This is a genomic window from Paenibacillus sp. JSM ZJ436, from assembly GCF_044383795.1.
Classification (GTDB): Bacteria; Bacillota; Bacilli; order Paenibacillales; family Paenibacillaceae; genus Paenibacillus_AQ; species Paenibacillus_AQ algicola.
The window spans coordinates 145252-169112 of the sequence record NZ_JBISEO010000006.1 but is presented as its reverse complement, the minus strand read 5'-3'; the positions used below and the strand labels follow the sequence as shown (position 1 = coordinate 169112).

The window sequence follows — 23861 nt, the reverse complement described above, 5'->3', positions numbered from 1 at the left end:
CAAACGCCTAAATGTGACTGAGCTGGACTCTTTTATGAGTATTTCAGCTCTCCATCCACCCAAGTCATTACCGGCCAGCCCTTGAGCTTCCAGCCCGTAAACGGGGTGTTGCGGCCCTTGGTTGCAAAGGCTGCAGGGTCAACCGCCTGCTCCAGATCCAGATCAATCATCGTGATGTCTGCAGGTGCCCCCGGCTTCAGCACTCCGCTGTTCAAGCCGAATACGCGTGCAGGATCACTGGTCATTCGCTGAATGAGAAACTCCAGGGTCCATTGACCGGTTTCGACGAACTTGGTGTACAGCAGCGGAAACGCGGTTTCAAACCCGACGATTCCGAATGGAGCCAGCTCCATCCCTTTCGCCTTCTCCTCTTCACTATGAGGAGCATGGTCGGTCACAATCATGTCAATGGTACCGTCCAGCAGGCCCTCAATGCATGCCTGTACATCCCGCGGCGATCTCAGCGGCGGGTTCATCTTCCAATTGGCGTCCAGGCCGGGAATGTCCTCATCGGACAACACCAGATGATGCGGACATACCTCTGCGGTTACCTTGATTCCGATTGCCTTGGCCTGGCGGATCAGGCGAACCGACTGCTCTGTGCTGACATGGCACACATGGTAGTGTACTCCTGTCGCTTCTGCGAGCAAAATATCACGGCCGACGTGAATCGCTTCCGATTCGTTCGGAATTCCTTTCAGTCCGTGGCGCTCCGCAAAAGCCCCTTCGGTCACACATGCACCCTTGACGAGCGAGTCGTCTTCGCAGTGCGCGATAACCGGCATGCCCAGAGACACCGCCTTTTTCATCGCGTTCTTCATCATCTGTGCGTTCTGCACACCCACGCCGTCATCCGTAAAGCCGATCGCTCCCGCTTCCTTCAACGCTTCAAAATCGGTAAGCTCCCGGCCCAGCTCGTTGACTGTAATGGCGGCGTAAGGCAGCACCTTGGCAAGCCCGGCTTGCTTCGCCTTCTCCAGAATGAGGGATACCGTCTCCGCCGTATCCGTAACCGGCTTGGTGTTCGGCATGCAGGCAATTGTCGTAAAGCCGCCTTTCACAGCGGAACGACTGCCGCTTTCAATCGTTTCCTTATGCTCAAAGCCCGGCTCTCTCAAGTGAACATGCATATCAATGAATCCCGGGGCTACCAGCCTTCCTGCTGCATCCACGATTTCAGCCTGCTCACCCTGCTGGGGAAGCTCTTGATCACCGTTCATCATGGCTTGAATTTGTCCGTTCTCGATTACAATGTGCTGGAGTTGAAGCTGTCCCTCTTCGTTGATCACCTTGGCGTTCTTAATTATTTGTAGCACGTTTAGGTTCCCCTCCGCTGGAGAAGCGCGACCGCTTCTTGTATATTGTATAATATTAATTCAGTTTTGTGTATATTTATTAATTTTGTCCCTGAAAAAAATATTCCTGCTGCTAATCCCTCATCGCCCGTTCCATGACCGCCATGCGCACTGGCACGCCGTGTGCCATCTGTCTGAAGATGTAAGAGCGGTCACATTCAACAACGGCATCGTCGATTTCCACGTTCCGGTTAACCGGAGCTGGATGCATAATAATGGTATGTCCCGATAAGGAGGCTGCGCGTTCCTCGGTTAGACCGTATTGCTCGCGGTATTCCTCACTGGACTGAAACAATCCGCCGCTATGCCGCTCCAGCTGCACTCGCAGCATCATGACGACATCCGCCTTCAAGGCTTCTTCCATACTTACATAAGGAGCATGCTCGGCAAGTTCCGGAGCCGACATCACGGACGGGGCGCAGAACTGCACCTTCGCTCCGAGCTTCTGTAGTGCCCAGAGATTGGATCTGGCGACCCGGCTATGCTTAATATCTCCGATAATGGACACCGTCAAGCCCTGCAGCTCGCCGAACACTTTGCGCATCGTGTATAAATCCAGCAGCGCCTGCGTCGGATGCTCGTTGTTTCCGTCTCCCGCATTAATCAGTGGAATCCTCACTCGCTGCGCCAGCTCCTGCAGCACGCCGGACGGCTTCAGTCTGACCACACCTGCATCCACGCCCATGGACTCCAACGTGCGTACTGTATCGTAAATGGATTCACCCTTCTCGACACTGGAGGCCGCTGCGGTGAAGTTCAACACCTGAACACCCAGCCTCTTCTGCGCCATTTCAAAAGAAAATCTCGTTCTTGTACTGTTCTCAAAAAACATGTTGACAGCAAACTTTTTGTTCAGAATCGGCACCAGCTTCTCGCTTTGCTGCTCCCAATATGAGGCCCGGTCAAGAATCGCCAGAATGTCCTCGCGGCTCAGATGCTTTAATCCCAGCAGGCTGCGCTCCTGGATCGCGGTTGCGGTACTCATCATTATCGTTCCTCTCTCTGTGAGATGGTGACCTCGTCCTTGCCGTCATACTCCTGAAGCGCTGCCGTAATTTCTTCGTGCTTGGAGGTCGGCACATTCTTGCCGATGTAGTCCGGCCGGATCGGCAGCTCGCGGTGACCGCGATCTGCAAGAACAGCCAATTGAATCATCCGCGGCCGCCCGCAGTCCATCAGCGCGTCCAGCGCGGCCCGGATCGTGCGGCCGGTATAGAGCACGTCATCGAACAGGATGACTTTTTTGTCGTGGACATTAATCTTCTCTTCCGATGATGACATCAGCACTTCCTCACACGGCTTCGGTGTCGTTCCGTCCCGGTCATCCCGATAAGAGGTTACATCAATCTCACCCCAAGGAATCGGCGTACCTTCAATCTCTTCAATTCGTTCTGCAATCCGCTTGGCCAAAAATACACCTCGGGTCCGAATGCCGATCAGAACGCAGTCTTCAATGCCCTTGTTCTTCTCCAGGATCTCATGCGCAATTCTTGTCAGGGCGCGGCGGATTGCCGTTTCATCCATAATCACATGCTGCTCACTGCTCATGGGTTACCCTCCTTCTAGCTTGATTAGCGCCTGGTGTCAGTGTCCGCGGATACAAAAAACTCCTTGCCGCAAAGGCAAGGAGTATATGATATACACGTAGAGATTCCGATAAGTCTCTTGCTGTCCGCAGACAAATAGAGCCTACCCTGTAATGAACCTCGGTTCACGTTACCTTGCCAGCCTCACGGGACTGATTTAAAGGTGCTATTCGATTACTTGAAGTATGACAGGTCTCACAAGGAATGTCAATGTTAAAATTCAAACTCCACATCACTCAGACGCTTCTGGATTTCCTCAATGACCCGCTTCTCATCTTCAATGCCGTTCGCAATGAAGGTCACGGAGAAACGCACGAAGCTTCCAGCATCATCCCAAGGCACTGTGGAGATCAGCTTCTCGCGAATCAGGTACTGGGAGAAATCCTCACCGGAGGCAAAGCGGGCGCCGCCCTTGATGCCTTTCGGTGCTTCAACATACAGGAAGAAGGAGCCCTTCGGCTTCTCCGCCTTGAACCCAAGCCCGTTCAAAGCATCAACCAGCATATTGTGGCGGCGGGAATATTTCTCGGCGATTTTCTCGGTAATCTCCGGATGGTCCAGCCCCCACGCTGCCGCCTTTTGAATGGCGATAAATTGCCCCGAATCGTTGTTATCCTTCACATCACCAAAAGCCTTCACAATAAGCGGGTTCCCAGCGACGAATCCGATCCGCCAGCCGGTCATGTTGTAGGATTTGGACAGGGAGTGAAGCTCGATCCCTACATCCTTCGCTCCGGGAACAGACAGAAAGCTCAGTGGCTTCAAGCCGTCATAGGTCAGTGCTGCGTAAGGTGCGTCATGAACGACAACGACATTGAACTTGCGGGCCCACGCCACTACCTCTGTGAAGAACTCAACGGTAGCGCTGGCACCGGTTGGGTTATTGGGATAGTTCAGGTACAGCAGCTTCGCGCGCTTCGCGATCTCTTCAGGAATTGCAGTCAGGTCCGGAAGGAAGCCGTTCTCCTTCTTCAGCTCTACCGTGTAAACCTCTCCGCCCAGGTACTTCGTATGTGTTCCGAGTACCGGGTAGCCCGGCACCGTCATAATTGTGACATCGCCCGGATTAATAAAAGCTGAAGGAAGCATCGCCAGAGCGGGCTTGGAGCCGATGGAGTGCAGCACCTCGGTCTCCGCATCTAATCCTTCCACATTAAACACTCGGCTCAGGTAACGGACGGCAGCTTCTTTGAATTCAGGAATCCCGTTGTCGGCATACCCCCGGTTCTCTGGCTTCGCCGCTTCTTCAGCCAGCTTGCTGATAATGCCGCTGTCTGCCATCTCATCCGGCTCACCAACACCCATATCGATTAGTTCTACATCCGGGAAAGCTTTTTTGGCGGCTGCCTTGGCACGCTTGATCTTCTCGAATTTATAGATGGATGTGTCTTTCCCGTAATTTGCTCCGCCAATGCGGTCAGCGAAGTTATTCTGAATATATGTTTCCTGATATTGTTCAATATTCATAATTTGCATTCATCTCCTAGATTAGCATTTGTTCCATTCCTTCATATTGAAGCAAAACCGCAGAATGAGCCATGTATAAATCATCAAATGATTTGTACTTTTGCGGACAAGAAAATAAAGGCATTAAGTAGAAAAAAACTGCTAGCGGCTCCGGAGTGCCGTTAACAGTTCTTCCATATCACGGGGCAGCGGAGCCGTAAACTCCATATATTGCCCTGATTGGGGATGCAGGAAGCCAAGCACCGCAGCATGCAGAGCCTGCCCATTCATCTTGATGCCCTTGCTTCGCCCGTATACGGGATCACCCACCAATGGATGTCCGATATATTTCATATGCACACGAATCTGATGCGTCCGACCCGTTTCGAGCTTGAGCTCCACCAGATTGTAGTCACCAAGCCGCTCCACCACAGAGAAGTGGGTTACAGCATGCTTGCTGTTCTTATCTGTAACTACATACAGCTTCCGGTCTTGCGAATCTCTGCCAATCGGAGCATCAATCGTACCCTGATCATGGCTGATATTGCCGTGGACTACAGCAAGATAGCGCCGGGTCACACTGTGCTCCTTCAGCTGTGCAGCCAGTGAAGCATGTGCCTGATCATTCTTCGCCGCCATAATAAGGCCGGAGGTGTCCTTGTCAATACGGTGAACAATTCCGGGTCTCAGCTCTCCATTGATGCCTGATAAATCCTGACAGTGATACATCAGGGCATTGACCAATGTGCCCGACGGATGTCCCGCTGCCGGGTGCACAACCATGCCGCGCGGCTTGTTCACCACGATGACATCTGAATCCTCATAGCTGACCTCCAGCTTGATATTCTCCGGCACAATTTCAACCGGCTGCACCTCAGGCACCGTAAGCACCACATGATCGTCTGCTGCCAGCTTATAGTTGGATTTCACCGGCTTGCCGTTGACGAGTATATGGGCATCCGTAATCCACAGCTGAATTTGTGAACGAGATGCCGTGCCTGTCAGCTCCTCGGCAAGAAATTTATCTAATCGTAGCTTGGCCTGCTTCTCCGACATCTGCCACTCCTGCACGCGCTCCTCCAGTTCATCAGCCGGCTGTCTGCTCTCATCTGCAATATATTGGTTATGCTCCATCATTAGGATTGTCCTTCCTGATTTGTGCTCGAAGAAGACGATTGCTGGGCTTCCTGCTCCCGCTTGCCCTCCATAAATGTATCGAGGAGAATCAGCCCTACACCGATTACAATACAGGAGTCCGCAATGTTAAAGATTGGGAAGGTGTATGATCCGAAATTGAATTGAAGGAAATCAACAACCTCACCCATAACAAGCCGGTCGATAAAATTGCCGAGCGCGCCGCCCAGCACCAAAGAAAGAGCTACGGGCAGCAGCCTGCGCCCTTCGGATTTCACTTTTTGCATATACCAGATAATTCCGATCACAACCAGCGAGGTAACCACGATAAAGAACCACAGCTGATTCTGCAAAATACCAAACGCAGCACCGCGATTTCGGCTGGACGTAATTAAGAAAAAGTCGCCAATGACGGGAATCTGCTCTCCCAGCGCCAGACGGCTAGCGATCAAATATTTCGTTCCCTGATCGATAAGGAACACAATTAAGGCAATCAAATAATACATCACAGCAGCTTGTCACTCCGATCTTCTCTCGTCACTCTAGAACTCTGCCTTTACCGGGCAGAACTCGTCTTATTGTAGCACAGCGTATTTGAAACCGTCCATTCCTGCCCAAGTAAACGTACATTTTCCGCCTGTAAAAACCTCGCTCTCCGTGCAACCTATAAGCAAATACACCGCCTTAGGGCTTGAAGGGAGAGTGTAGCTATGCCGCATCTCAGCAATGCCCAGCTTCAGGAGCTTCGCAGCCAGCTTCTAGAACGCAAGCAAGAGCTGGAGCGATTGAACGCCAGCCATAATCATGGTCTTAGCATTTCGGAAAGGGATACTACCGGAGAGCTGTCCCATATCGATAACCATCCCGGGGATTTGGCTACAGAGCTCTATGAGCGTGAAAAGGACCTTGGCCTTCAAGATCGTGCCGAGCTGGAGCTCGAGCGCGTCATGACTTCCCTTGAGCACATGGAGGACGGCACATACGGGATCTGTGTCATTTGCAGGCAGCCGATTCCGTTTCAGCGTCTGCAGGCCGTTCCAGACACCCAGTATTGCAAAGATGATTCTCCCCGCAATATGCCATCACAGCGCCGTCCGGTCGAAGAGCAGGTGCTTTATCCGCCTTTTGGAAGATCCAGTCTCGATGAGCACGAATACTCCGGATTTGACGGTGAGGATACACTGCAAACTCTCGAGAGTATGGGCAGCTCCAATACACCGGCGATGGCAGAAGATCGCGAGGTGCACAGCTATAACGACATGGATTATGAAGAAAATGATGATCTTGGCGGATTTGTCGAGCTTTACGAGAACTTTGTTGCGACCAATATAGACGGCACCGAAACCTTTGTGGTACGCGGACCTCATTACGACAGCTATATAGAACAAGGTGAAGGAAGCTACCTGCTGGATCCCGGCAGCCAGGAAGACGCTGACTATGAATGACAAGCCTGTCCTGCCTGCTCTATCGCAGCTCCAGCTGGCGCTGAACAATCTGTACAATATCTGCGATATAATCCCCGACAATCGGAAGATTTAAGGCACCCAGTGCCTGAAGCAGATAAATAATCGTCGCCGCAAAAAAAGTAAATCCAATCGCAATCCCGATCCCCCGGGCTGTACCGGCAAGCAGGTTCAAGCCTACCAGCTTCCAGGGGCGGTGCAGCAGCTGCGTATATTCCTGAATCCGGGATTTCTCCAGCTGCTGCGCCATGCTTACGGTCAGCTGGTACATCCGGCTGACCTTTTCTTCTTCCGTGTTCAGGGACGCCTCATGCGCCGGAGCTGCACCGGTTTCTGTCCTTTCCGCCACGACCTGTTCCCCCTTGTCGCTTTCATATCCTACCTATTATGTGACAGGAGCCGCATTGGCATTCTTCAAGGCTTCTTCCACCAAAAAAAGAGCTGTTCTGCAGCCGGAGATTTCTCGTCTCCGGCTGTCAAGAACAGCTCCTTCGTTAGGGTGATCACCTTCACCAGCAGTTAGGCCATGTGAATGCCTACGCTTTTACCGCCGAGCTCTACCCGTTCCATCTCTCCTTCAGTACCAAAGGACACGCCCGTAACAAGGACATTTTCCTGCAATACGTCCTGGAATGCCGTAATGGCAGCCTGCAGCACCGGATCGCATTCCAGCGTCAGCTTCACACGCTTCTCAATGGGCAGATCAAGCTTCTTGCGCGTATCCTGAATTGCACGCACAACCTCACGCACCCAGCCCTCCTGCTCCAGCTCTGGCGTAATATCGGTGTTGAGCGCTACCGTCAGGCCATAGCCGGAAGCAGATGCAAAGCCTTCCTTCGCCTGCTTCTCCACCAGCAACTCCTCTGCAGTCAGATTCAGCTCCTGCCCATCCGGTGACGTCACGTTCACTCCGCCGTTCTGCACAACGGTCCGCGTTTCGTCCGGATTCATTCCTTTCAGGAAGCCCTGCAGAAAGCCGACATTCTTGCCATACTTCTTGCCGGCAGCCTTGAGGTTCAGCTTCAGCGTGAAATCAACAAAGCCGCTGTCGCTGTTTTCAACCACAATGCTCTTCACATTGATCTCGTCCTTAATGATGGCCTCGTAATCCGCCAGATGGAACTCGCGGTCCATGGAAATGATCAGCTCCGAGAGAGGCTGACGCGTCTTGATTGCCGTCTCGTTACGCACATTCCGGGCTAATTCAACGATTTGGCGAGCCGATTCCATATCCTGCTCCAGTGTCTTGTCAATCATGGACTCATCGGCTGCAGGGAAGTCGGCCAGATGGACACTTTCGCCGCCGCCCAGGTTCACGAAGATATCCTCGGCAAGCATAGGCGTAAACGGCGCCATGACTTTGGACAAGGTTACAAGAACATAAGTCAGGGTGCCGTAAGCAGCCAGCTTATCCTCACCCAGGCCGCTGCCCCAGAAACGATCGCGCGAACGACGGATATACCAGTTGCTCAGCTCATCCACATAAGCCTCAATCGCTTTGGCAGCATTCAGGAAGTCATTGACCGCCAAGCCTTTATCCACGGTTTGGATCAGGCTGTTCAACCGGGACAGAATCCATCGGTCCAGCTTGTGGTCCGAGCCCTTGAACTCATGCTCTGCCGGGTTATATCCATCGATGCCTGCATACAAGGTCAGGAATGCATGTGTATTCACCAGTGTATCAATCACCTTGGACTTGGCTTCACCGACGATGCCTCTGGAGAACCGCTTGCTGTTCCAAGGTGCACTGTCGGCTAGCAGCGCCCAGCGGAAAGCGTCCGTACCGTATTCGTCAATGATCTCCCATGGGTCAATGACATTTCCTTTGGATTTGGACATTTTCTGTCCGTTCTCATCCAGGATATGCCCGGTCGCCATCACCGCCTTGTACGGGGCTTTGCCCGTGAACAGCGTGGATACCGCCAGCAGGCTGTAGAACCAGCCACGAGTCTGATCAATCCCTTCGCAGATCATGTCTGCCGGGTACTGATTCTGGAACAGGCTGTCTTCCTTGAACGGATAATGATATTGGGCAAACGGCATGGAGCCGGAATCAAACCAGACATCAATAACCTCTGACGTACGCTCCATCACTTCTTCACAGTGAGGACACTTTACCTTAACCGCATCCACGTAGGGCTTGTGCAGCTCCAGATCCTCCGGCACGTCTCCAACGGCATGCTCTCGAAGCTCGGAGAGACTATGAGGAACGAACTGATGCTTGCCGGACGGGCAAACCCATACATTCAGCGGAGTTCCCCAGTAACGGTTCCGGCTGATGTTCCAGTCCACCAGATCCTCCAGAAATTTACCAAAGCGTCCGTCACGTACATGACCAGGGTACCAGGTTACTGAATTGTTGTTCTCAATCAGCTGATCCTTGACTGCGGTGGTCTCGATAAACCAGCTTTCCATCGCATAGTACAATAGCGGAGATTTACAGCGCCAGCAGAAGGGATAGCTGTGCTCGTACTTTTCCTTGCTGTAGAGCAGGCCCTGCTCGGACAGAGCTTTTACAATGTCAAGATCACAGTCCTTCACGAAGCGGCCCGCAAAATCCGTCACTTCTTCGGTGTAACGGCCCTGCGCATTGACCACGTTAACAAAGCTGATGCCATGCTCCCGACAAGTACGGTAATCATCCTCCCCATGCGCCGGTGCCATATGCACAATACCGGTTCCGCTTGCATCCGTCACGAAGGAGGCGCCTACGATGATATTGCCTTTTTCCGGCTTGACGTACGTAAAAGGAGGGGTATAGCTCTTGCCCACCAGCTCAGACCCTTTCACGGTCGAGAGCACCGTGTAATCGCCCTTCATCACTGCTTCCACCAAATTCTTCGCAACGATGTAAATACCGTCTTCCTGCTCGACACGGGCATAATCCATATCCGGGTTCACGGCCAGGGCAACGTGGGAAGGCAGTGTCCAAGGCGTCGTCGTCCAGGCCAGCACATATTCGCCGCTGTCCTGAAGCTTGAACTTCGCAGTCGCGCTGAGGTCCTTCACATCCTCGTATCCTTGTGCGACTTCGTGAGAGCTTAGAGTCGTCTGGCAGTCCGGACAATACGGGCTGACCCGGTGTCCCCGGTACAAGAGGCCCTTGTCATGAATGGTAGCCAGGATGTTCCATACACTCTCAATGTATTCATTCTGCAGGGTGATGTAAGGATCGTCGAGATCCGTCCAGTATCCGATCGCTTCGGTCAGCTCCCGCCATTTGTGCTCATATTCAAACACGCTTGCCTTACATTTCTTGATGAAATCCTCGACGCCGTAATTCTCGATTTCATGCTTGCCGGAGATTCCCAGCTGCTTCTGAACCCCTAGCTCCACCGGCAGGCCATGCGTATCCCAGCCCGCTTTGCGGATCACCTTGTAGCCCTTCATCGTTTGATAGCGGCCGACAAAATCCTTGATGACCCGGCCCAGCACATGCCCGATATGGGGGGCTCCGTTGGCCGTCGGAGGACCTTCATAGAAGACGTAATGCGGCTTACCTTCACGGTTCGTGATGGATTTCTTGAAGATGTCTTCCTTATTCCATTTCTCCAGAATCCGGAGCTCCCGGCTCCTCGCTCTTTCCTTCACATCCACTTTGTTCATACGTGTCGTTCTTCCTTTCCTTGTGCAGGTTAAATTTCCATGTGTATTCCAGCAGAAATCCACAAAAAGAGGCCCCCGCCCCTGTAAGGGACGAGAACCTTTCGCTCGCGTGACCACCCTAATTCCGTAGCTGCATTGACTGCACAACGGCACCTTAAGTCCATGCTCAAGGGCATGGTACCGATGTAACGTTCGGTCATACGGCTGCTGCCTACCCACAAGCTCTTACACTGCTTCGGCACAGCTTCTCCGGGAGGATCTTCCTTTAAGGTCTGAACATTGGCTTTCAGCACGCGGCCAACTCTCTGGAGATCAGATGTCCCAAAGTACTTATCCCATCAACGAATTCACACTATACATTCCTAGTTATGATAATAGTTATAGTCCCTTTACATCCAAATGTCAACTCTGGCGTATTCCTAGTAAGCTTCCCGGGTTTCCAGGCTCGGCTCACGCTTCTCCAGCGATTCCCACCCGTCATGCTTCAGAAGCTCCAGCTGAGCCTCCACCAACGAGCGGAAGCGTGTACGGTAGATGGACGCCTGCTTCTTGAGCTCCTCTACCTCCAGCGCGATCTTCCGTGACTTCCCGAGGGCGTCATTGATAATCCGGTCGGCATTCTTCTCCGATTCCTTCACGATGAGCTCGGCTTCCTTCTTGGCATTAATCTTGACCTCATCGGCCGCTTCCTGAGCAACAATGATCGTCTTGGACAGCGTCTCTTCGATATTCGTAAAATGATCCAGCCGCTCCTGCATAGCCATCAGCTGGTTCTTCATTTCCTTGTTCTCGCGGATCACACTCTCGTAATCCTTAATGACCTGGTCCAGAAACTCATTGACCTCATCCTCGTCATAACCGCGGAGCCGGCGGGAAAACTCCTTATTATGTATATCCAGCGGCGTTAATGACATGATGTCCACCTCCTATAAATATGAGCTTGCTCTTGGTTTTCGACAAAAAAACGGCAATTCCTTCAAACGGCTCAAGTATATTTGCCGACCTTGACGCGGTATCGCCCTTTCTTCGTCAGCCCACCGGTTTCAAGCACCTTAAACCTTCCCAATCCCTGGATCGAGACCATGTCGCCGTCACTAAGGATCGCAGAAGGGTCTTCCTCCACCTTCCAGTTGACCCGGCATCGTCCTGCCTTGATAGGGTCGAGAATCTTGGCGCGGCTCATGCGGTGAACGTCACTGCTAATGCCGTCCAGCCGAAGTGACGCCACTGTCAGCTCCATTTCCTGCAGCTTCGTCTCCTTCACGCGGAGCTTCTCCACAGGCAGAATCTCTGTCATCACATGAACCCGGTGAACCTGGCTTAAATTGAGGTGCAGATAAGATGAAATATCAGCGCTTACGACTGCATGACAGCCATCTTCCAAGACATGAATATCTCCGATCTTGGACCGCTTGATGCCAAGCCCCAGAATAGAGCCCATGTAATCACCATGCTCCAGCGCCAGAAACTTCTGGTCCCCTGAGGTCACAGACAGCACCTGCAGCCCCCAATCCTCTCCGGCAGGGTCCCGGTAATCCGGGGCGACCCAGCCGCGCGTTCTCTCCGCATCCGGATGCCCCCCCTCAAAAAAAACATGGACATCGGGATGGCGATGGGCCAGGCTCTCCAAAATATAGCGCTGGCGCGGATCCAGAAAATCCGTCAGCTTCACCTCGTGATATTGACCGGCATGCTCTACCCATTCCCAGGCCTTGTCCACGAAATCACGTTCATCCCGGTGAAAATGGTTGTATATATCTGGCTGCATCATCTTATCCCGTGTCCCTTCTTAACGTTAGCTTAGATAGCCAATAATGGCGTATACACCGTTCTGGGCCAGACGCAAGACGAACAGGGCCACAATCGGAGAAATATCCAGCATTCCGCCAATCGGCGGAATAAATCTGCGGAAAGGCGCCAGGTATGGCTCTACCAGCTTGCCCAGCAGCTCACCAATAAAGCTCTCCCTTACGTTCGGCAGCCATGACATAAGAACATAGACCAGAATCATATAGAAATAAATTTGAAATAACACATCTACCAAGCTTACAAGACCTGTCAAGCAACACTCACCTCATTCTGTTATACTCGTGCTCCTCACCGAGAATTTCCGAGATGGAGCCCTGAATTTCTACGGTGTCCGGGGTGCAGAGAAAAATATTACCACCAAGCTTGGAAATCCCGCCTCCCAGAGCATAAACCGTTCCGCTTAGAAAATCTATGATTCTCAAGGCCTGATCATTCCGTACGCGCTGGAGATTGACCACGACCGAGCGGTAGGATTTCAGCTGATCTGCAATTTCCTGCGCCTCCTCATAGGAGCGGGGCTCGATTAATACAACCTTCACATTTTTCTGAGAATGTATACTCACCACATTGCCGCCTTTAAGGTTTCTACGGTTGTCCACCGGAGGCTGCTCCTCCGGCTCGTCCAGCACTTCACGCTCCACAACCTCTTCTTCCTCCTGCAAGCCGAGGAAATTCATAAACCGGTTCATCACACCCATGAAGCATTCCTCCTACTTTCCCACTAAAATAGAGCCCAGACGCACCCAGGTCGCTCCTTCTTCAATGGCGACCTCGAAATCATTAGACATTCCCATCGAAAGCTCCGTCATTGGCTCCGGCGTCAGCGCCTGTCTGTTCAACTCGTTTCTTAGCTGTCTCAATCCGCGGAATACCGGTCTTGTATCCTCTGCAGACGATTCATAAGGAGCCATGGTCATTAAACCCTGAACCTGAATATGCTTCATGCCGCTCAATGTTTTAAGAAAGTCAGCGGCCTGTTCCGGCTTCAGTCCGTATTTGGTGGACTCGCCTGAAATATTGACCTGAACCAAAGCGGATACGGTCAGGTCCAGCTGCTCGGCCCGCCGGTCGAGCTCCTTGGCCAGGGAAAGCCTGTCCAGCGAATGAATATATGAAAACTTGCCGATGACATCCTTCACCTTATTGCTCTGAAGATGGCCGATAAAATGCCAAATCCCCCGCTCTCCCAAAGCACGCCATTTCTCCTCAGCAGTCTGCCAGCGGTTCTCGCCAATGTGAACGATGCCCTCTTGAAGCACCTCTTCGGTCATCGCTGTCGAGACATATTTCGTCACAGCGATCACCTTCACCTCATTCCGCGATCTTCCGCTTCGCCGGCAGGCCTCGCTGATCCGCTGCTCTACCAGGTCTACGCGCTCTTTCAAACCCAAGGGAAAGCTCACCTCTTTCTGATTCCCATCCAGCTAGCCATACGTCCTGTAACGCCGCCGTCCTTCCGGTATGAGAAAAACAAGTCATTGCGGCAGCTCGTGCACCATGTAGTACATTCGATATGATCCGCCAATATTCCTGCTTTTATCATAATGTGTCTGTTTATTTCTTTCAAGTTTAGCATCGTCTTACCGCCGCCTTTTTCCTCAAAAAAAGGTTCCCTCTGGCGTTCCTGTCGCTCTCGCGAAAGCTGCAGCCCGGCAATCCGCGCCATGACCACCTGATCCACCTCGTAGCAGCACATCCCGATCGAGGGCCCGATGGCGCACCGGATGTCAGCCGAGCGGCTGCCGTAATGCTCATTCATCCGCTCAACCATGGCTTCAGCGATACCGGATACGGTCCCTTTCCAGCCGGCATGAGCCAGACCCACAACACCGCGTACCGGGTCCAGGAAATACAAGGGCACACAGTCGGCATAAAAAGAAGTCAGCAGCACCCCCGGAACGTTTGTCAGCAGGCCATCACTATCCTGAATGGCTGTATGGCGGCCGGTGCTGCCCGCTCCGCGATCCTTCTCCCCAATGACGGCAATCCTGCGTCCATGCACCTGCTCGGCGCAGGTCCAGTCCTGCAGGGTAAAGCCGAGGTGTTCTGCAAGCATACGGCGGTTATGGATGACGGTATCATGATCATCCCCGACGTGAAACGCCAAATTCAATGTATCGTACGGAGCCGTTCCAAGACCACCCCTGCGGCCGGTAAAGCCGGCAGTTATTCCGCCTTCTTCTTGATCCCAGGAAGAAAGCGTAAAGTGCAGCGGCGTCTCCGGCTCCTGCTGTTTGAATACATCCATTTCTCCACTCACCTCAACATCAGTGTACCAGAAAATGAGCTGCGCTACATCGCAGCTCAGCTCTCAATACATTTTTCGATCCCGGCGCTGTGTCTCCGGTGTCTCCACATAGGTCTCTGCACTCGGCTCTTCCACGGTCTTGCGGACTTCTTCCATCTTGACCAGCACGACATCGGACCCGATCTTGACGATATTGCGCCAAGGTATAATAAGGTCGCTTCCCCCGCCAAACAGCCCCATAAATTTACCGTAGCTGGGGACGACAATGGCGTCAATGCGCCCCTGCCTTAAATCAAGCTCCAGATCGCTGACCTGACCAAGCCGCCTGCCATCCACAATATTGATAACGTCCTTTGTCTGAAAATCAGAAATCTTCATATCCTTTTCCCCACCATCTGGTTCTCGTATTGTCGTACTGCTACCACTATATGACGTCAGGGCAGGAAATAAGCTTCTTTCAGACATAAAAAACGATCCCGTTTACCGGGATCGCAGCTGTTATAGAGGACCTATTGCATGTCAAATGGGCTATTAAGTTTTAACGTGCTTTTGCATCTGCTTGATGGCGGACTTTTCAAGACGGGACACCTGGGCCTGTGAAATGCCGATTTCGTCGGCGACCTCCATTTGGGTTTTGCCTTCGTAGAAGCGCATTGACAGGATCATTTTCTCCCGTTGTCCCAGCTTGTGCATCGCCTCACGCAGTGCAATCTCTTCAATCCAGGTAATATCCTTATTCTTGTCATCACTGATCTGATCCATCACGTAGATGGGGTCTCCGCCGTCATGATAAATGGGTTCGAACAGTGAAACCGGGTCCTGGATGGCGTCCAGCGCGAACACCACATCCTCCTTCGGAACATTAAGCGCCTCCGAGATTTCAAAAATCGTCGGTTCCCGTGAATTCACATTCGTCAGCTGATCCCGAATCTGCAGCGCCTTATACGCAATGTCGCGCAATGAACGGGAGACGCGGATCGGATTGTTGTCCCTCAGGTAGCGCCGGATTTCGCCAATGATCATCGGGACGGCATACGTTGAAAACTTGACATTTTGGGAAAGATCGAAATTATCAATGGCTTTCATCAGGCCGATACAGCCTACCTGGAACAGATCATCGACAAATTCACCGCGATTGTTAAATCGCTGAATGACACTGAGCACGAGCCGCAGGTTGCCATTCACTAATTTCTCTCTGGCTGACCGGTCATGATTCTGCTGAAGCTCGTGGAACAGATGCCTCATTTCTGCATTGGTCAGAACCGGCAGTTTGGCCGTATCCACACCGCAAATCTCAACTTTGTTTCGAGTCATGCTGACTAAACCTCCCAAGGAGAAACATTACTGTACATTATCTCCTGAGAGGCTCATTTTATTCCTTTCCTTTTCCATCTAAACCATCTTGTTGAATTCCTTACGCAGCCGCTTAATGATCCTTTTCTCCAATCGAGATATGTATGACTGGGAGATGCCGAGCAGATCCGCGACGTCCTTCTGCGTCTTCTCTTCACCATCCTGCAGGCCAAAGCGCAGCTCCATAATAAGCCGTTCCCGGTCGCTCAGCTTATCCAGCGCCTTCTGCAGCAGCTTACGGTCTACCTGCTCCTCAATGTTGCGGTAAATGGTATCATTCTCCGTGCCGAGCACATCAGAGAGAAGCAGCTCATTGCCGTCCCAGTCGATGTTCAGCGGCTCGTCAAAAGATACCTCGCTTCGCGTTTTGTTATTGCGTCTGAGATACATCAGGATCTCGTTCTCAATACAGCGTGAGGCATAGGTCGCCAGCTTGATCTTCTTCTCCGGATCGAACGTATTCACCGCCTTGATCAAGCCGATCGCTCCGATTGACACCAGATCCTCGATGTTAATGCCGGTGTTTTCGAATTTACGCGCGATATATACGACCAGCCGGAGGTTGCGTTCGATCAGCATCGCCCGGATGGCGGCGTCCCCGGTGGGCAGCTTCTTGAGGAGATATTCCTCTTCCTCCCGGGTCAAAGGGGGCGGCAGGGCCTCACTGCCTCCTATGTAGTAGACCTCCTGGCTTTTGAGGCCGAGCAAGAACAGAACACGGTAATACTGCAGCTGCAGCGCTAATCTCCATTTGACGGGCATTTTTTTGTCCTCCTAAAAGCATTTCTTCGAAGAAGAAATGCTAACTTCGTAAGCATAAACCTGGCATTTCTCCGTTTTCTTTTTACATGGCGCTAGAAGTCGCGCTCTTGGGCTTCTCGCTCCGGATTTCCTCCACCGGGCTGGATGCCAGCTCCGGGTGAATAATCGCCCGGTACGCGCCGTCACTGGATAAGACTCCGCCATCAAGCCCGATCAGCAGTCTCGTGCTTTCATGCACTTCGCCGTTCATTACAATCCGGGCGCGGTCCGGCTTCATCGCCAGCATAAAGGCCGCTCCGCGGTTAATTCCGCGATAAGGAACCAGCCGGAGGCGGTCCTGCAGCTCCCCTGCAGCCTCGCCCAGCTCCAGGATAAGTTTGTCCGGTTCAGACAGCCTCGCTCTCCAGGAGGACGGTATGCTTTCTTCCCATAGCGAAGCCTCCATGACCATGACGGGCATACGGGTAAGCGGATCACTCAGCTGATTGCCTGTATCCAGCAGCCCCGTGCAGGACACCGTAACGTCCCCCATGACTACGATAACCTCCCCTAGCAGCGTTTCCCGCTGCTCCACCTGGCGCCTGCTTGTCTGAACCGCACGGAACAAGGTAATCGCCGCAAAAAAACCGATCGCAATAAACCAAAAGCTGATTTTTAACTCAAAGGTAAGCCCTCCCGAGGCCGTATACCATATTCCGCTGAACAATTCACCCGAGCTCTGCAGCAAATAATGAAAGCCCACGATTCCGCCCGCAGCAGCGAAGTTGACCATATAGAACGTGCCCAGATTGCGCAGGTAGCTTTGCAGGCTTATGAAGCCGAAAGCGATCCATAGCATGGCCAGAGACAGCACGAACTTAATTACAAAGGTAAACATAAAGTTGAACGGGGGCAGAAACATCATCAGAACATACATGGCGCCCGTGAATGCCGAAAGCAGCAGTCTCCAGCGCTTGGGCTTGATTTTGCGCATCCAGGCAGTCAAAGCTAGCAGCAATCCATCAATAATCAGATTCACTAGAAAGATCAGGTCAATATACACCATTTGGGGCCTTCACCCGCTTAGCCGGAATTTTCGGTCATCAAGGATGGGTATGGGAGATATGAACAGTATAAAGAAGATGTCTCTTCAAAGTCTGTCTAAACATGGGGGCTGTGCTCCGACTTTTTTTGTCGAATGAAGGGGTGTGACAGAAAAAAACCGGCCCGAAGGCCGGCCTTTATTCTATCCAGCAGGGTTCCGCAGCGCATAGATCTCTGCGTTCCTGTATTAGTCGTTGTTACGGGATCGATTCCGAAGGAAGGTTGGAATATCCAGTTGATCATTGCTTACCTGATTGCCAAAAGGCCGGAGATTCACATTCCCTTTGTCAGAGGGCTGGGACTGCTGCTCACTTTGAGGAGCCGGACGGCGCATTTGAGGCGGAGTCGCAGGCTTCGTTTCAAAGCCAGTGGCAATAACGGTCACCTTGATTTCTTCCTTCATATTCTCATCAATGATGGCACCGAAGATCATATTGACCTCCGGGTCGGAGGCTGAGGTTACGATCTCGGCCGCTTCATTGACCTCATACAGGGATAGATTGGATCCCCCGGTAATATTCATGATCACGCCTCTGGCTCCTTCAATCGAGGTTTCCAGGAGCGGGCTCATAATGGCTTTACGTGCTGCCTCTGCTGCCCGATTCTCGCCTGTTGCCATTCCAATGCCCATCAATGCAGAGCCGCGCTCTGTCATAATGGTCTTGACGTCAGCAAAGTCAAGGTTGATCAATCCCGGAACCGCGATCAGGTCGGAAATGCCTTGTACCGCCTGGCGAAGCACGTTGTCGGCTTCCCGGAATGCTTCCAGCATCGGCGTCTTTTTATCGACAATTTCCAATAGCCGGTCGTTCGGAATGACAATCAGGGTGTCTACCTTTTCCTTGAGAGACTCGATGCCTACCTCCGCATGGGAGGAACGCTTGCGGCCTTCAAAGGTAAACGGGCGAGTGACTACACCCACCGTCAATGCTCCGCACTCTTTGGCGATTTCAGCAATCACCGGGGCTGCGCCGGTACCGGTTCCTCCGCCCATGCCCGCTGTAACAAACACCATATCTGCGCCCTTGAGCGTGTTCATAATCAGATCGCGGGACTCTTCTGCCGCCTTCTTACCGACATCCGGATTCGCGCCGGCGCCCAAGCCGCGTGTAAGCTTGTCCCCGATCTGGAGTTTATGTTCGGATTTTGCAAGGTGAAGGGCTTGAGCGTCTGTATTTACGGTAATAAATTCGACGCCCTGTACGCCGTTCTCAATCATGCGGTTCACAGCATTGCTGCCACCGCCGCCTACCCCGATGACCTTGATCTGGGCCAGGCTTTCCATTTCGAAATCAAATTCCAACATCTATTCCATCTCCCCCTCAATGTGCGTGGATGGCACGTCCACTGCCAAATGAACCCGCTAAATAAATTCGCTGAACATATTTTTTATTCGTTCAATAAATCCCGGCTTCTGGCTGCTTTCTTCCTGAGCTGCTGCGGCAGGATTTTGCTTGGCGCGGTTCACCGGTTTTTTGCTGTTGCTGTTTCCTGCGGAGGTGCTGCCTCCTGTAGTGCGCACCCGCATGCTGCGGATTGCGCTGTGAAGGATGCCGACACCACTGCAGTATCCTGGATCGCGAACGCCGATATAATCCGGTGAGGATATACGGACGGACGCAGCCAGTTCGTTCTGTGCCACCTGCAGCACACCAGGCATAGACATAGTACCACCCGTAAGTATATAACCTCCGGGAAGCTCATTGTAACCCAGGCGCTTTACTTCCTGACGGATCATCTGGAAAATTTCCTGAACCCGCGGCTCCACAATGGCTGCCAAATCCTCCTGGGTAAACTCCTTGTCCACATTGCTGCCGATCCGGGTTACCTTAAAGGTTACGTCTGAAGCGGCGCTCTCGAGCCACGCACAGCCGTATTTCAGCTTGACCTTCTCCGCTTGGTCGGTCAAGGTACGCAGACCGTAAGCAATGTCATTCGTTACGAAATCGCCGCCAATGGGAAGCGTGGAGGTGGCTGCAATACTGCCGCCTTCAAACACTGCAATACTGGTAGAGCCTGCGCCGACATCAACAAGCACGGAGCCCATGGTCTTCTCATCCTTCGACAGCGCCAGCTGGCCTGATCCCAGGGGAACCAGAACGAGGTCCTTGACCTTCAGGTCGGATTTCTCCACACAACGCAAAAGATTATGTATGGCCGTCTTGGCACCCGTAATAATGATAGCTTCCACCTCTAGCCGGACGCCGATCATTCCGCGGGGATCTGAAATACCTTCTAAGCCGTCAACTACAAACTGCTTTGCTACCACATCGATAATTTCACGATCCGGAGGAAGAGCAACCACCTCGGCTGCCTTCAGCACCCGGTCGATATCCTCTTCTCCAATCTCGCGATCCTCGTTCGATACCGCCACGACGCCGTGACTCGATTGAAGCCCGATATGATTCCCGGAAATGCCGACGTACACTTCGGATATTTGAATGCCGACCATACGCTCCGCATGATCCACAGCTTCGCGGATCGAGTGTACGGTCTGATCGATATCTACAATTGCACCTTTTCGAATTCCCTCCGAGTCGGCAGATCCAACTCCAATAATATTAAAGGTTCCATTATTAATTTCCCCAATAATAGCACGAACTTTGGATGTACCGATGTCCAAACTAACAATGATGTCATTGTTGCTCAAGCCCCTGGCACCTCCTGTTTTTCATCTGGTTTCATAATTTCATCATTAAATAAATACTATTTCATAATAACACTTCTCTACTTATTCCACACGCTCAGTGCTATCCCTCTTTTTTCTACAATTTTTTTAATGCCAACATCTGCTAGAGCAGGGCCGAAAAGTCAGAGAAAAAAAAGGGAAAACGGCATGCGCTGTCTATGATTGTACCACTCTTTGCTACTCCTGAGTAGTGGGCTCTGCGGCCTCGTCCTGCTCGCCTTCAGGCTGAAACGGCTCGTACGAATCCGCCTCCAGCATGGTGATGTAGCCAGGCTGCTGCATCTCAATGACCTGATTCAAATATTCCACCTTGTTTCCCAGCAATGAAACGGCTGTAATCACTTCGAATTTAGAGCGGGTATACAGCTTGATCCGGTCGGGGAACGAGGGCGTCGGGGACGGGGTGATTTCGGAAATATCAGCGGTCAGGCTGTTCGGGATCTTCGCCAGCACCTCACTGAGCTGAGCCTTCAAGGGATCCTCTGGATCCCAATGCGTTAGGATCGGCTTTTCGACTGCGATCCCGCTGGCCGATACCGGAACCGATGTCCCGGTCGCCAAAATAGCCTGGAGCGCCCCATCCTCTGCAATTTCAAACGCGACCGTCGGGTGCTCGGCGACCGTAATCTCGATGACACCCGGAAACCGCTTGTCCACCTTCGCAGCCTGAATGGTTCCGTCCGCTTCCAGGGCCTGCTGAACCTGGTCTGAATCCACTCCGAAGAACTGGATTCCTTCTTTCAGCCCCGCCTGCTCCAAGAGCAGCTTGTCCGGCTGAAAGGTATTTCCTTGAATGGATATGTCCGAAACCTTGCTCAGCGGAGACCGAAAAAAAAGCACGGCCAGCAGCGCAGCAAACAGAAGCATCAGGACAAGAATGATTTTTTTCGCAGCCTTGGGTGCTTTGGGCCTAGCCTCTTTCAGCGCAGGAATGTGGTTGTTCTGCATATCCTCTCTCCCTGTAAAAGACCCGGTCATTCCCTTTGTTCCTGCGAAGAGAATGACCGAGCTGATCAATTTGCTAAATCCAGCGGCTTGGTCACGGGTGAGTGCCGCATCATTCTGGCTCCCAGTCCTTGAAACATCTTCTCGATCCTGTCATATCCCCGGTCAATATGATGCACCTGCTCCACAATGGTAGTGCCTTGAGCCGCCAGCCCTGCAATAACGAGGGCAGCTCCTGCACGAAGATCAGTGGCTTCTACAGTCGCACCGTAGATTCGCTGTACCCCCCGAATGAAAGCGCAGTTCAGGTCGGTCGTGATGTCCGCTCCCATGCGGCACAGCTCTTCTACATGCTTGAACCTTCCTTCGAACACCGTTTCCTTCATGATGCTAAAGCCGTCAGCCAAGGAAAGGAGCACCATGACCTGAGACTGCAGATCGGTTGGAAAAGAGGGATACGGAGAGGTTACGATCCGCTCCACCGCTTTGGGCCGGGCCATACAGCTTACGGTCATTATATCATTGCAGATGCTGGTTTGAACACCTGCGCGCTTGAGCACATGAATCAATGAGCTCAGGTGGGAAGGATTGCAGTGAGTCAGGGTAACCTGGCCCCGGGTGGCCGCCGCAGCGATCATCACCGTCCCTGCAACGATGCGGTCGGGAATGATTTCGTACTGACACGGCTGCAGCTTCTCGACGCCGTGAATCGTGATCGTATCGGTTCCTGCGCCGATAATATTTGCACCCATGCTGTTCAGGAAATTTTGCAGATCCTGAATCTCCGGCTCGCGGGCCGCATTGCTCAGCACGGTCGTTCCCGACGCCGTGGCGGCAGCCATCATGATGTTCTCCGTCGCGCCGACACTGGCGAAATCCAGATGAATGTCTGCGCCGACAAGCCGGGATGCCTTGCAATGAATCTTCTGGTCGCTTTCGTCAATCTCTGCTCCGAGCGCCTGCAGCCCCCGGAGATGAAGATCGATTTTACGTTCTCCGATGGCACAGCCGCCGGGCTGGTAGATCGTTACTTCTCCGAACCTTGCCAGCAGAGGACCCATCAAGAAGATGGAGGATCTCATCTGCTTCATTAAATCTTCCGGCACATGAAACGAATTGGCGGATGCTGTATCCACAGTGACACTTTCCAGCTCATGCTTGCACTTGGACCCCAGACGGCCGAGAATGTTGAGCATGACCTCGATGTCCAGCAGATGCGGGACATTGCTCAGCTTAAACTGTCCTTCTGCAAGAAGGCAGGCTGCGAGTATCGGTAAAGCGGCATTTTTTGCTCCATGGATACGTATAGTTCCTGATAGAGGACTTCCGCCCTCAATCACCAATTTGTCCAATGTATCACCTCCGAGTTTACCGCTCCCCCATGACGTAGACTTCGGGAACCAAGGTGACTCCGTTGTTCTCGGATATGGTGTCCTGAACCATCTTCATAAGGGCGAGCACGTCCTCTGCTGTCGCTTGGCCGGTATTCTCGATGAAATTGGCATGCTGCCTGGATATTTCCGCACCGCCGATCCGGTGTCCCTTCAAGCCGGCCGCCTCAATCAGTCGGGCTGCATGATCCCCCGGCGGGTTACGGAACACGCTGCCGGCGGTTGCAGACTGCAGGGGCTGTGTACGCCGGCGCCGGTCCTTGTAAGAGGCCATCGCTGCGGAAATCTCCTTCCTGTCTCCCCGGCACAGTTGAAATTCCGCGCGGGCGACGATACCTTTACGCTGATGCAGGATAGAGTGACGATAACTGAACTCCATATCCTTTGCAGCGTACGTAACCAATTCCCCAGTTTCCAGCACAATGTCAGCGGACTTGAATATACGTGACACATCAGATCCGTGAGCGCCGGCATTCATGTATACGGCCCCTCCGACCGACCCCGGAATGCCTCCGGCGAATTCCAGTCCGGTCAAGCTTTCCTTCCCGGCCAGCACACTCAGCTTGACGAACGACAGGCCTCCGCCGGCGGTAACGATCTCTCCATCAAAGGATACCTCGTCAAACCCTTCCCCCAGCTTGATCACCGCACCGCGGATGCCCTTGTCGGACACGAGCATGTTAGAGCCTCGGCCCAGCTGAGTCCATGGAATCCGGGCCTCGTGCAGAGCCTGCAGCAGCTCGGAGAGCTGCTCCTTGGTCTCCGGAATAATGAGAGCATCAGCAGGTCCGCCGATCTTCCAGGTCGTGTACTTGGACAAAGGCTCGTTCCAGAGGACCGCTCCGACATGTTTTGTAGATAATAATGATTTCAATTGCTGCTGCATGCTGATTTCCTCCTTGATCAAACCGAAAAAGCCGTTTCCCTGCCGAAGTAGAGAGGGCCGTGTTCGGGTCATACCGGCCGCTGTTGGATGATTGTCACGATTTAT

Annotated in this window: 24 protein-coding genes and 1 other annotated feature; of the genes, 1 reads left to right on the top strand and 23 read right to left on the bottom strand. The window is 52.6% G+C overall.

Features of this window, described 5'->3' with window-relative positions; translation table 11 throughout:
* Positions 1 to 32: 32 nt before the first annotated feature.
* From ACH6EH_RS10270 to lspA, 6 genes are all read right to left on the bottom strand, one after another.
* Complete coding sequence (locus ACH6EH_RS10270; RefSeq protein WP_138225317.1) at positions 33 to 1316, bottom strand: dihydroorotase; 1284 nt, start codon at positions 1314 to 1316, stop codon at positions 33 to 35.
* A 112-nt stretch (positions 1317 to 1428) separates the two neighbouring features.
* Positions 1429 to 2340: an aspartate carbamoyltransferase catalytic subunit gene (locus ACH6EH_RS10265; protein WP_397332328.1), complete on the bottom strand. Its 912-nt coding sequence runs from the start codon at positions 2338 to 2340 to the stop codon at positions 1429 to 1431.
* A 2-nt stretch (positions 2341 to 2342) separates the two neighbouring features.
* Positions 2343 to 2903 (bottom strand): bifunctional pyr operon transcriptional regulator/uracil phosphoribosyltransferase PyrR, encoded by a 561-nt coding sequence (gene pyrR, locus ACH6EH_RS10260; RefSeq protein WP_138225315.1) that lies wholly within the window; start codon positions 2901 to 2903, stop codon positions 2343 to 2345.
* 251 nt (positions 2904 to 3154) lie between these two features.
* Positions 3155 to 4408, bottom strand: coding sequence for an LL-diaminopimelate aminotransferase (locus ACH6EH_RS10255; protein WP_397332233.1), 1254 nt, complete (start codon positions 4406 to 4408; stop codon positions 3155 to 3157).
* Between the two features lie 141 nt (positions 4409 to 4549).
* Positions 4550 to 5524 (bottom strand): RluA family pseudouridine synthase, encoded by a 975-nt coding sequence (locus tag ACH6EH_RS10250; protein ID WP_397332232.1) that lies wholly within the window; start codon positions 5522 to 5524, stop codon positions 4550 to 4552.
* Positions 5524 to 6030: a signal peptidase II gene (gene lspA / locus ACH6EH_RS10245; RefSeq protein WP_138225312.1), complete on the bottom strand. Its 507-nt coding sequence runs from the start codon at positions 6028 to 6030 to the stop codon at positions 5524 to 5526. The genes ACH6EH_RS10250 and lspA overlap by 1 nt, the downstream gene beginning before the upstream one ends.
* A 201-nt stretch (positions 6031 to 6231) precedes the next feature.
* On the opposite strand from lspA, the gene ACH6EH_RS10240 reads away from it, so the two are divergent.
* A complete protein-coding gene (locus ACH6EH_RS10240; protein ID WP_397332231.1) occupies positions 6232 to 6966 on the top strand; it encodes a TraR/DksA C4-type zinc finger protein in 735 nt (244 codons plus the stop codon).
* A 19-nt stretch (positions 6967 to 6985) separates the two neighbouring features.
* On the opposite strand, the gene ACH6EH_RS10235 is transcribed toward ACH6EH_RS10240, so the two are convergent.
* The 17 genes from ACH6EH_RS10235 to murB all read right to left on the bottom strand — a co-directional run bounded on the left by ACH6EH_RS10235 (position 6986) and on the right by murB (position 23756).
* A complete protein-coding gene (locus ACH6EH_RS10235) occupies positions 6986 to 7285 on the bottom strand; it encodes a DUF5665 domain-containing protein (RefSeq protein ID WP_243895882.1) in 300 nt (99 codons plus the stop codon).
* Between the two features lie 218 nt (positions 7286 to 7503).
* Positions 7504 to 10590, bottom strand: a complete 3087-nt coding sequence (ileS, locus tag ACH6EH_RS10230) for an isoleucine--tRNA ligase (RefSeq protein WP_397332230.1) — start codon at positions 10588 to 10590, stop codon at positions 7504 to 7506.
* Positions 10591 to 10673: 83 nt separating this feature from the next.
* Positions 10674 to 10941, bottom strand: a binding site (T-box leader).
* Between the two features lie 68 nt (positions 10942 to 11009).
* The gene (locus ACH6EH_RS10225) at positions 11010 to 11504 is read right to left on the bottom strand and encodes a DivIVA domain-containing protein (RefSeq protein ID WP_397332229.1); all 495 of its coding nucleotides are present in this window, start codon (positions 11502 to 11504) and stop codon (positions 11010 to 11012) included.
* Positions 11505 to 11575: 71 nt separating this feature from the next.
* Entirely contained in the window at positions 11576 to 12358 is a 783-nt protein-coding gene (locus ACH6EH_RS10220; RefSeq protein WP_397332327.1) for a YlmH family RNA-binding protein, read from the bottom strand.
* A gap of 27 nt (positions 12359 to 12385) precedes the next feature.
* Entirely contained in the window at positions 12386 to 12634 is a 249-nt protein-coding gene (locus ACH6EH_RS10215; RefSeq protein WP_397332228.1) for a YggT family protein, read from the bottom strand.
* Positions 12635 to 12659: 25 nt separating this feature from the next.
* Positions 12660 to 13097: a cell division protein SepF gene (locus tag ACH6EH_RS10210; protein WP_138225305.1), complete on the bottom strand. Its 438-nt coding sequence runs from the start codon at positions 13095 to 13097 to the stop codon at positions 12660 to 12662.
* 12 nt (positions 13098 to 13109) lie between these two features.
* Positions 13110 to 13790, bottom strand: coding sequence for a YggS family pyridoxal phosphate-dependent enzyme (locus ACH6EH_RS10205; protein ID WP_397332227.1), 681 nt, complete (start codon positions 13788 to 13790; stop codon positions 13110 to 13112).
* Between the two features lie 8 nt (positions 13791 to 13798).
* Positions 13799 to 14647, bottom strand: a complete 849-nt coding sequence (gene pgeF / locus ACH6EH_RS10200) for a peptidoglycan editing factor PgeF (RefSeq protein WP_397332226.1) — start codon at positions 14645 to 14647, stop codon at positions 13799 to 13801.
* A 63-nt stretch (positions 14648 to 14710) separates the two neighbouring features.
* Positions 14711 to 15025, bottom strand: a complete 315-nt coding sequence (locus ACH6EH_RS10195) for a YlmC/YmxH family sporulation protein (protein ID WP_397332225.1) — start codon at positions 15023 to 15025, stop codon at positions 14711 to 14713.
* Positions 15026 to 15178: 153 nt separating this feature from the next.
* Positions 15179 to 15961 carry an RNA polymerase sporulation sigma factor SigG gene (sigG, locus tag ACH6EH_RS10190; RefSeq protein WP_138225301.1) on the bottom strand — a complete coding sequence of 261 codons (783 nt, stop codon included), beginning with the start codon at positions 15959 to 15961 and terminating at the stop codon, positions 15179 to 15181.
* A gap of 78 nt (positions 15962 to 16039) precedes the next feature.
* Entirely contained in the window at positions 16040 to 16762 is a 723-nt protein-coding gene (gene sigE, locus ACH6EH_RS10185) for an RNA polymerase sporulation sigma factor SigE (RefSeq protein WP_138225300.1), read from the bottom strand.
* A gap of 82 nt (positions 16763 to 16844) precedes the next feature.
* On the bottom strand, positions 16845 to 17807 hold the full coding sequence (gene spoIIGA / locus ACH6EH_RS10180) for a sigma-E processing peptidase SpoIIGA (protein ID WP_397332224.1): 963 nt from the start codon (positions 17805 to 17807) through the stop codon (positions 16845 to 16847).
* Between the two features lie 225 nt (positions 17808 to 18032).
* The gene (gene ftsZ, locus ACH6EH_RS10175; RefSeq protein WP_397332223.1) at positions 18033 to 19151 is read right to left on the bottom strand and encodes a cell division protein FtsZ; all 1119 of its coding nucleotides are present in this window, start codon (positions 19149 to 19151) and stop codon (positions 18033 to 18035) included.
* Positions 19152 to 19208: 57 nt separating this feature from the next.
* Positions 19209 to 20495, bottom strand: coding sequence for a cell division protein FtsA (ftsA, locus tag ACH6EH_RS10170; protein WP_138225297.1), 1287 nt, complete (start codon positions 20493 to 20495; stop codon positions 19209 to 19211).
* Positions 20496 to 20711: 216 nt separating this feature from the next.
* A complete protein-coding gene (locus tag ACH6EH_RS10165) occupies positions 20712 to 21482 on the bottom strand; it encodes a cell division protein FtsQ/DivIB (RefSeq protein ID WP_138225296.1) in 771 nt (256 codons plus the stop codon).
* 65 nt (positions 21483 to 21547) lie between these two features.
* On the bottom strand, positions 21548 to 22831 hold the full coding sequence (gene murA / locus ACH6EH_RS10160) for a UDP-N-acetylglucosamine 1-carboxyvinyltransferase (protein WP_138225295.1): 1284 nt from the start codon (positions 22829 to 22831) through the stop codon (positions 21548 to 21550).
* A gap of 16 nt (positions 22832 to 22847) precedes the next feature.
* Positions 22848 to 23756, bottom strand: a complete 909-nt coding sequence (gene murB / locus ACH6EH_RS10155; protein WP_138225294.1) for a UDP-N-acetylmuramate dehydrogenase — start codon at positions 23754 to 23756, stop codon at positions 22848 to 22850.
* Positions 23757 to 23861 lie beyond the last annotated feature (105 nt).

Bases quoted from the DNA above. Each gene is read 5' to 3' on its own strand.
- sigG (WP_138225301.1), bottom strand. From the start codon at position 15,961: ATGACTCGAAACAAAGTTGAGATTTGCGGTGTGGATACGGCCAAACTG.
- ACH6EH_RS10225 (WP_397332229.1), bottom strand. From the start codon at position 11,504: ATGTCATTAACGCCGCTGGATATACATAATAAGGAGTTTTCCCGCCGG.
- ACH6EH_RS10255 (WP_397332233.1), bottom strand. From the start codon at position 4,408: ATGAATATTGAACAATATCAGGAAACATATATTCAGAATAACTTCGCT.
- ACH6EH_RS10265 (WP_397332328.1), bottom strand. From the start codon at position 2,340: ATGAGTACCGCAACCGCGATCCAGGAGCGCAGCCTGCTGGGATTAAAG.
- murB (WP_138225294.1), bottom strand. From the start codon at position 23,756: ATGCAGCAGCAATTGAAATCATTATTATCTACAAAACATGTCGGAGCG.
- ftsZ (WP_397332223.1), bottom strand. From the start codon at position 19,151: ATGTTGGAATTTGATTTCGAAATGGAAAGCCTGGCCCAGATCAAGGTC.
- pgeF (WP_397332226.1), bottom strand. From the start codon at position 14,647: ATGGATGTATTCAAACAGCAGGAGCCGGAGACGCCGCTGCACTTTACG.
- ACH6EH_RS10220 (WP_397332327.1), bottom strand. From the start codon at position 12,358: ATGCAGCCAGATATATACAACCATTTTCACCGGGATGAACGTGATTTC.
- spoIIGA (WP_397332224.1), bottom strand. From the start codon at position 17,807: ATGGTGTATATTGACCTGATCTTTCTAGTGAATCTGATTATTGATGGA.
- ACH6EH_RS10195 (WP_397332225.1), bottom strand. From the start codon at position 15,025: ATGAAGATTTCTGATTTTCAGACAAAGGACGTTATCAATATTGTGGAT.
- ACH6EH_RS10165 (WP_138225296.1), bottom strand. From the start codon at position 21,482: ATGCAGAACAACCACATTCCTGCGCTGAAAGAGGCTAGGCCCAAAGCA.
- ACH6EH_RS10240 (WP_397332231.1), top strand. From the start codon at position 6,232: ATGCCGCATCTCAGCAATGCCCAGCTTCAGGAGCTTCGCAGCCAGCTT.
- ileS (WP_397332230.1), bottom strand. From the start codon at position 10,590: ATGAACAAAGTGGATGTGAAGGAAAGAGCGAGGAGCCGGGAGCTCCGG.
- pyrR (WP_138225315.1), bottom strand. From the start codon at position 2,903: ATGAGCAGTGAGCAGCATGTGATTATGGATGAAACGGCAATCCGCCGC.
- ACH6EH_RS10210 (WP_138225305.1), bottom strand. From the start codon at position 13,097: ATGGGTGTGATGAACCGGTTTATGAATTTCCTCGGCTTGCAGGAGGAA.
- sigE (WP_138225300.1), bottom strand. From the start codon at position 16,762: ATGCCCGTCAAATGGAGATTAGCGCTGCAGCTGCAGTATTACCGTGTT.
- ACH6EH_RS10250 (WP_397332232.1), bottom strand. From the start codon at position 5,524: ATGATGGAGCATAACCAATATATTGCAGATGAGAGCAGACAGCCGGCT.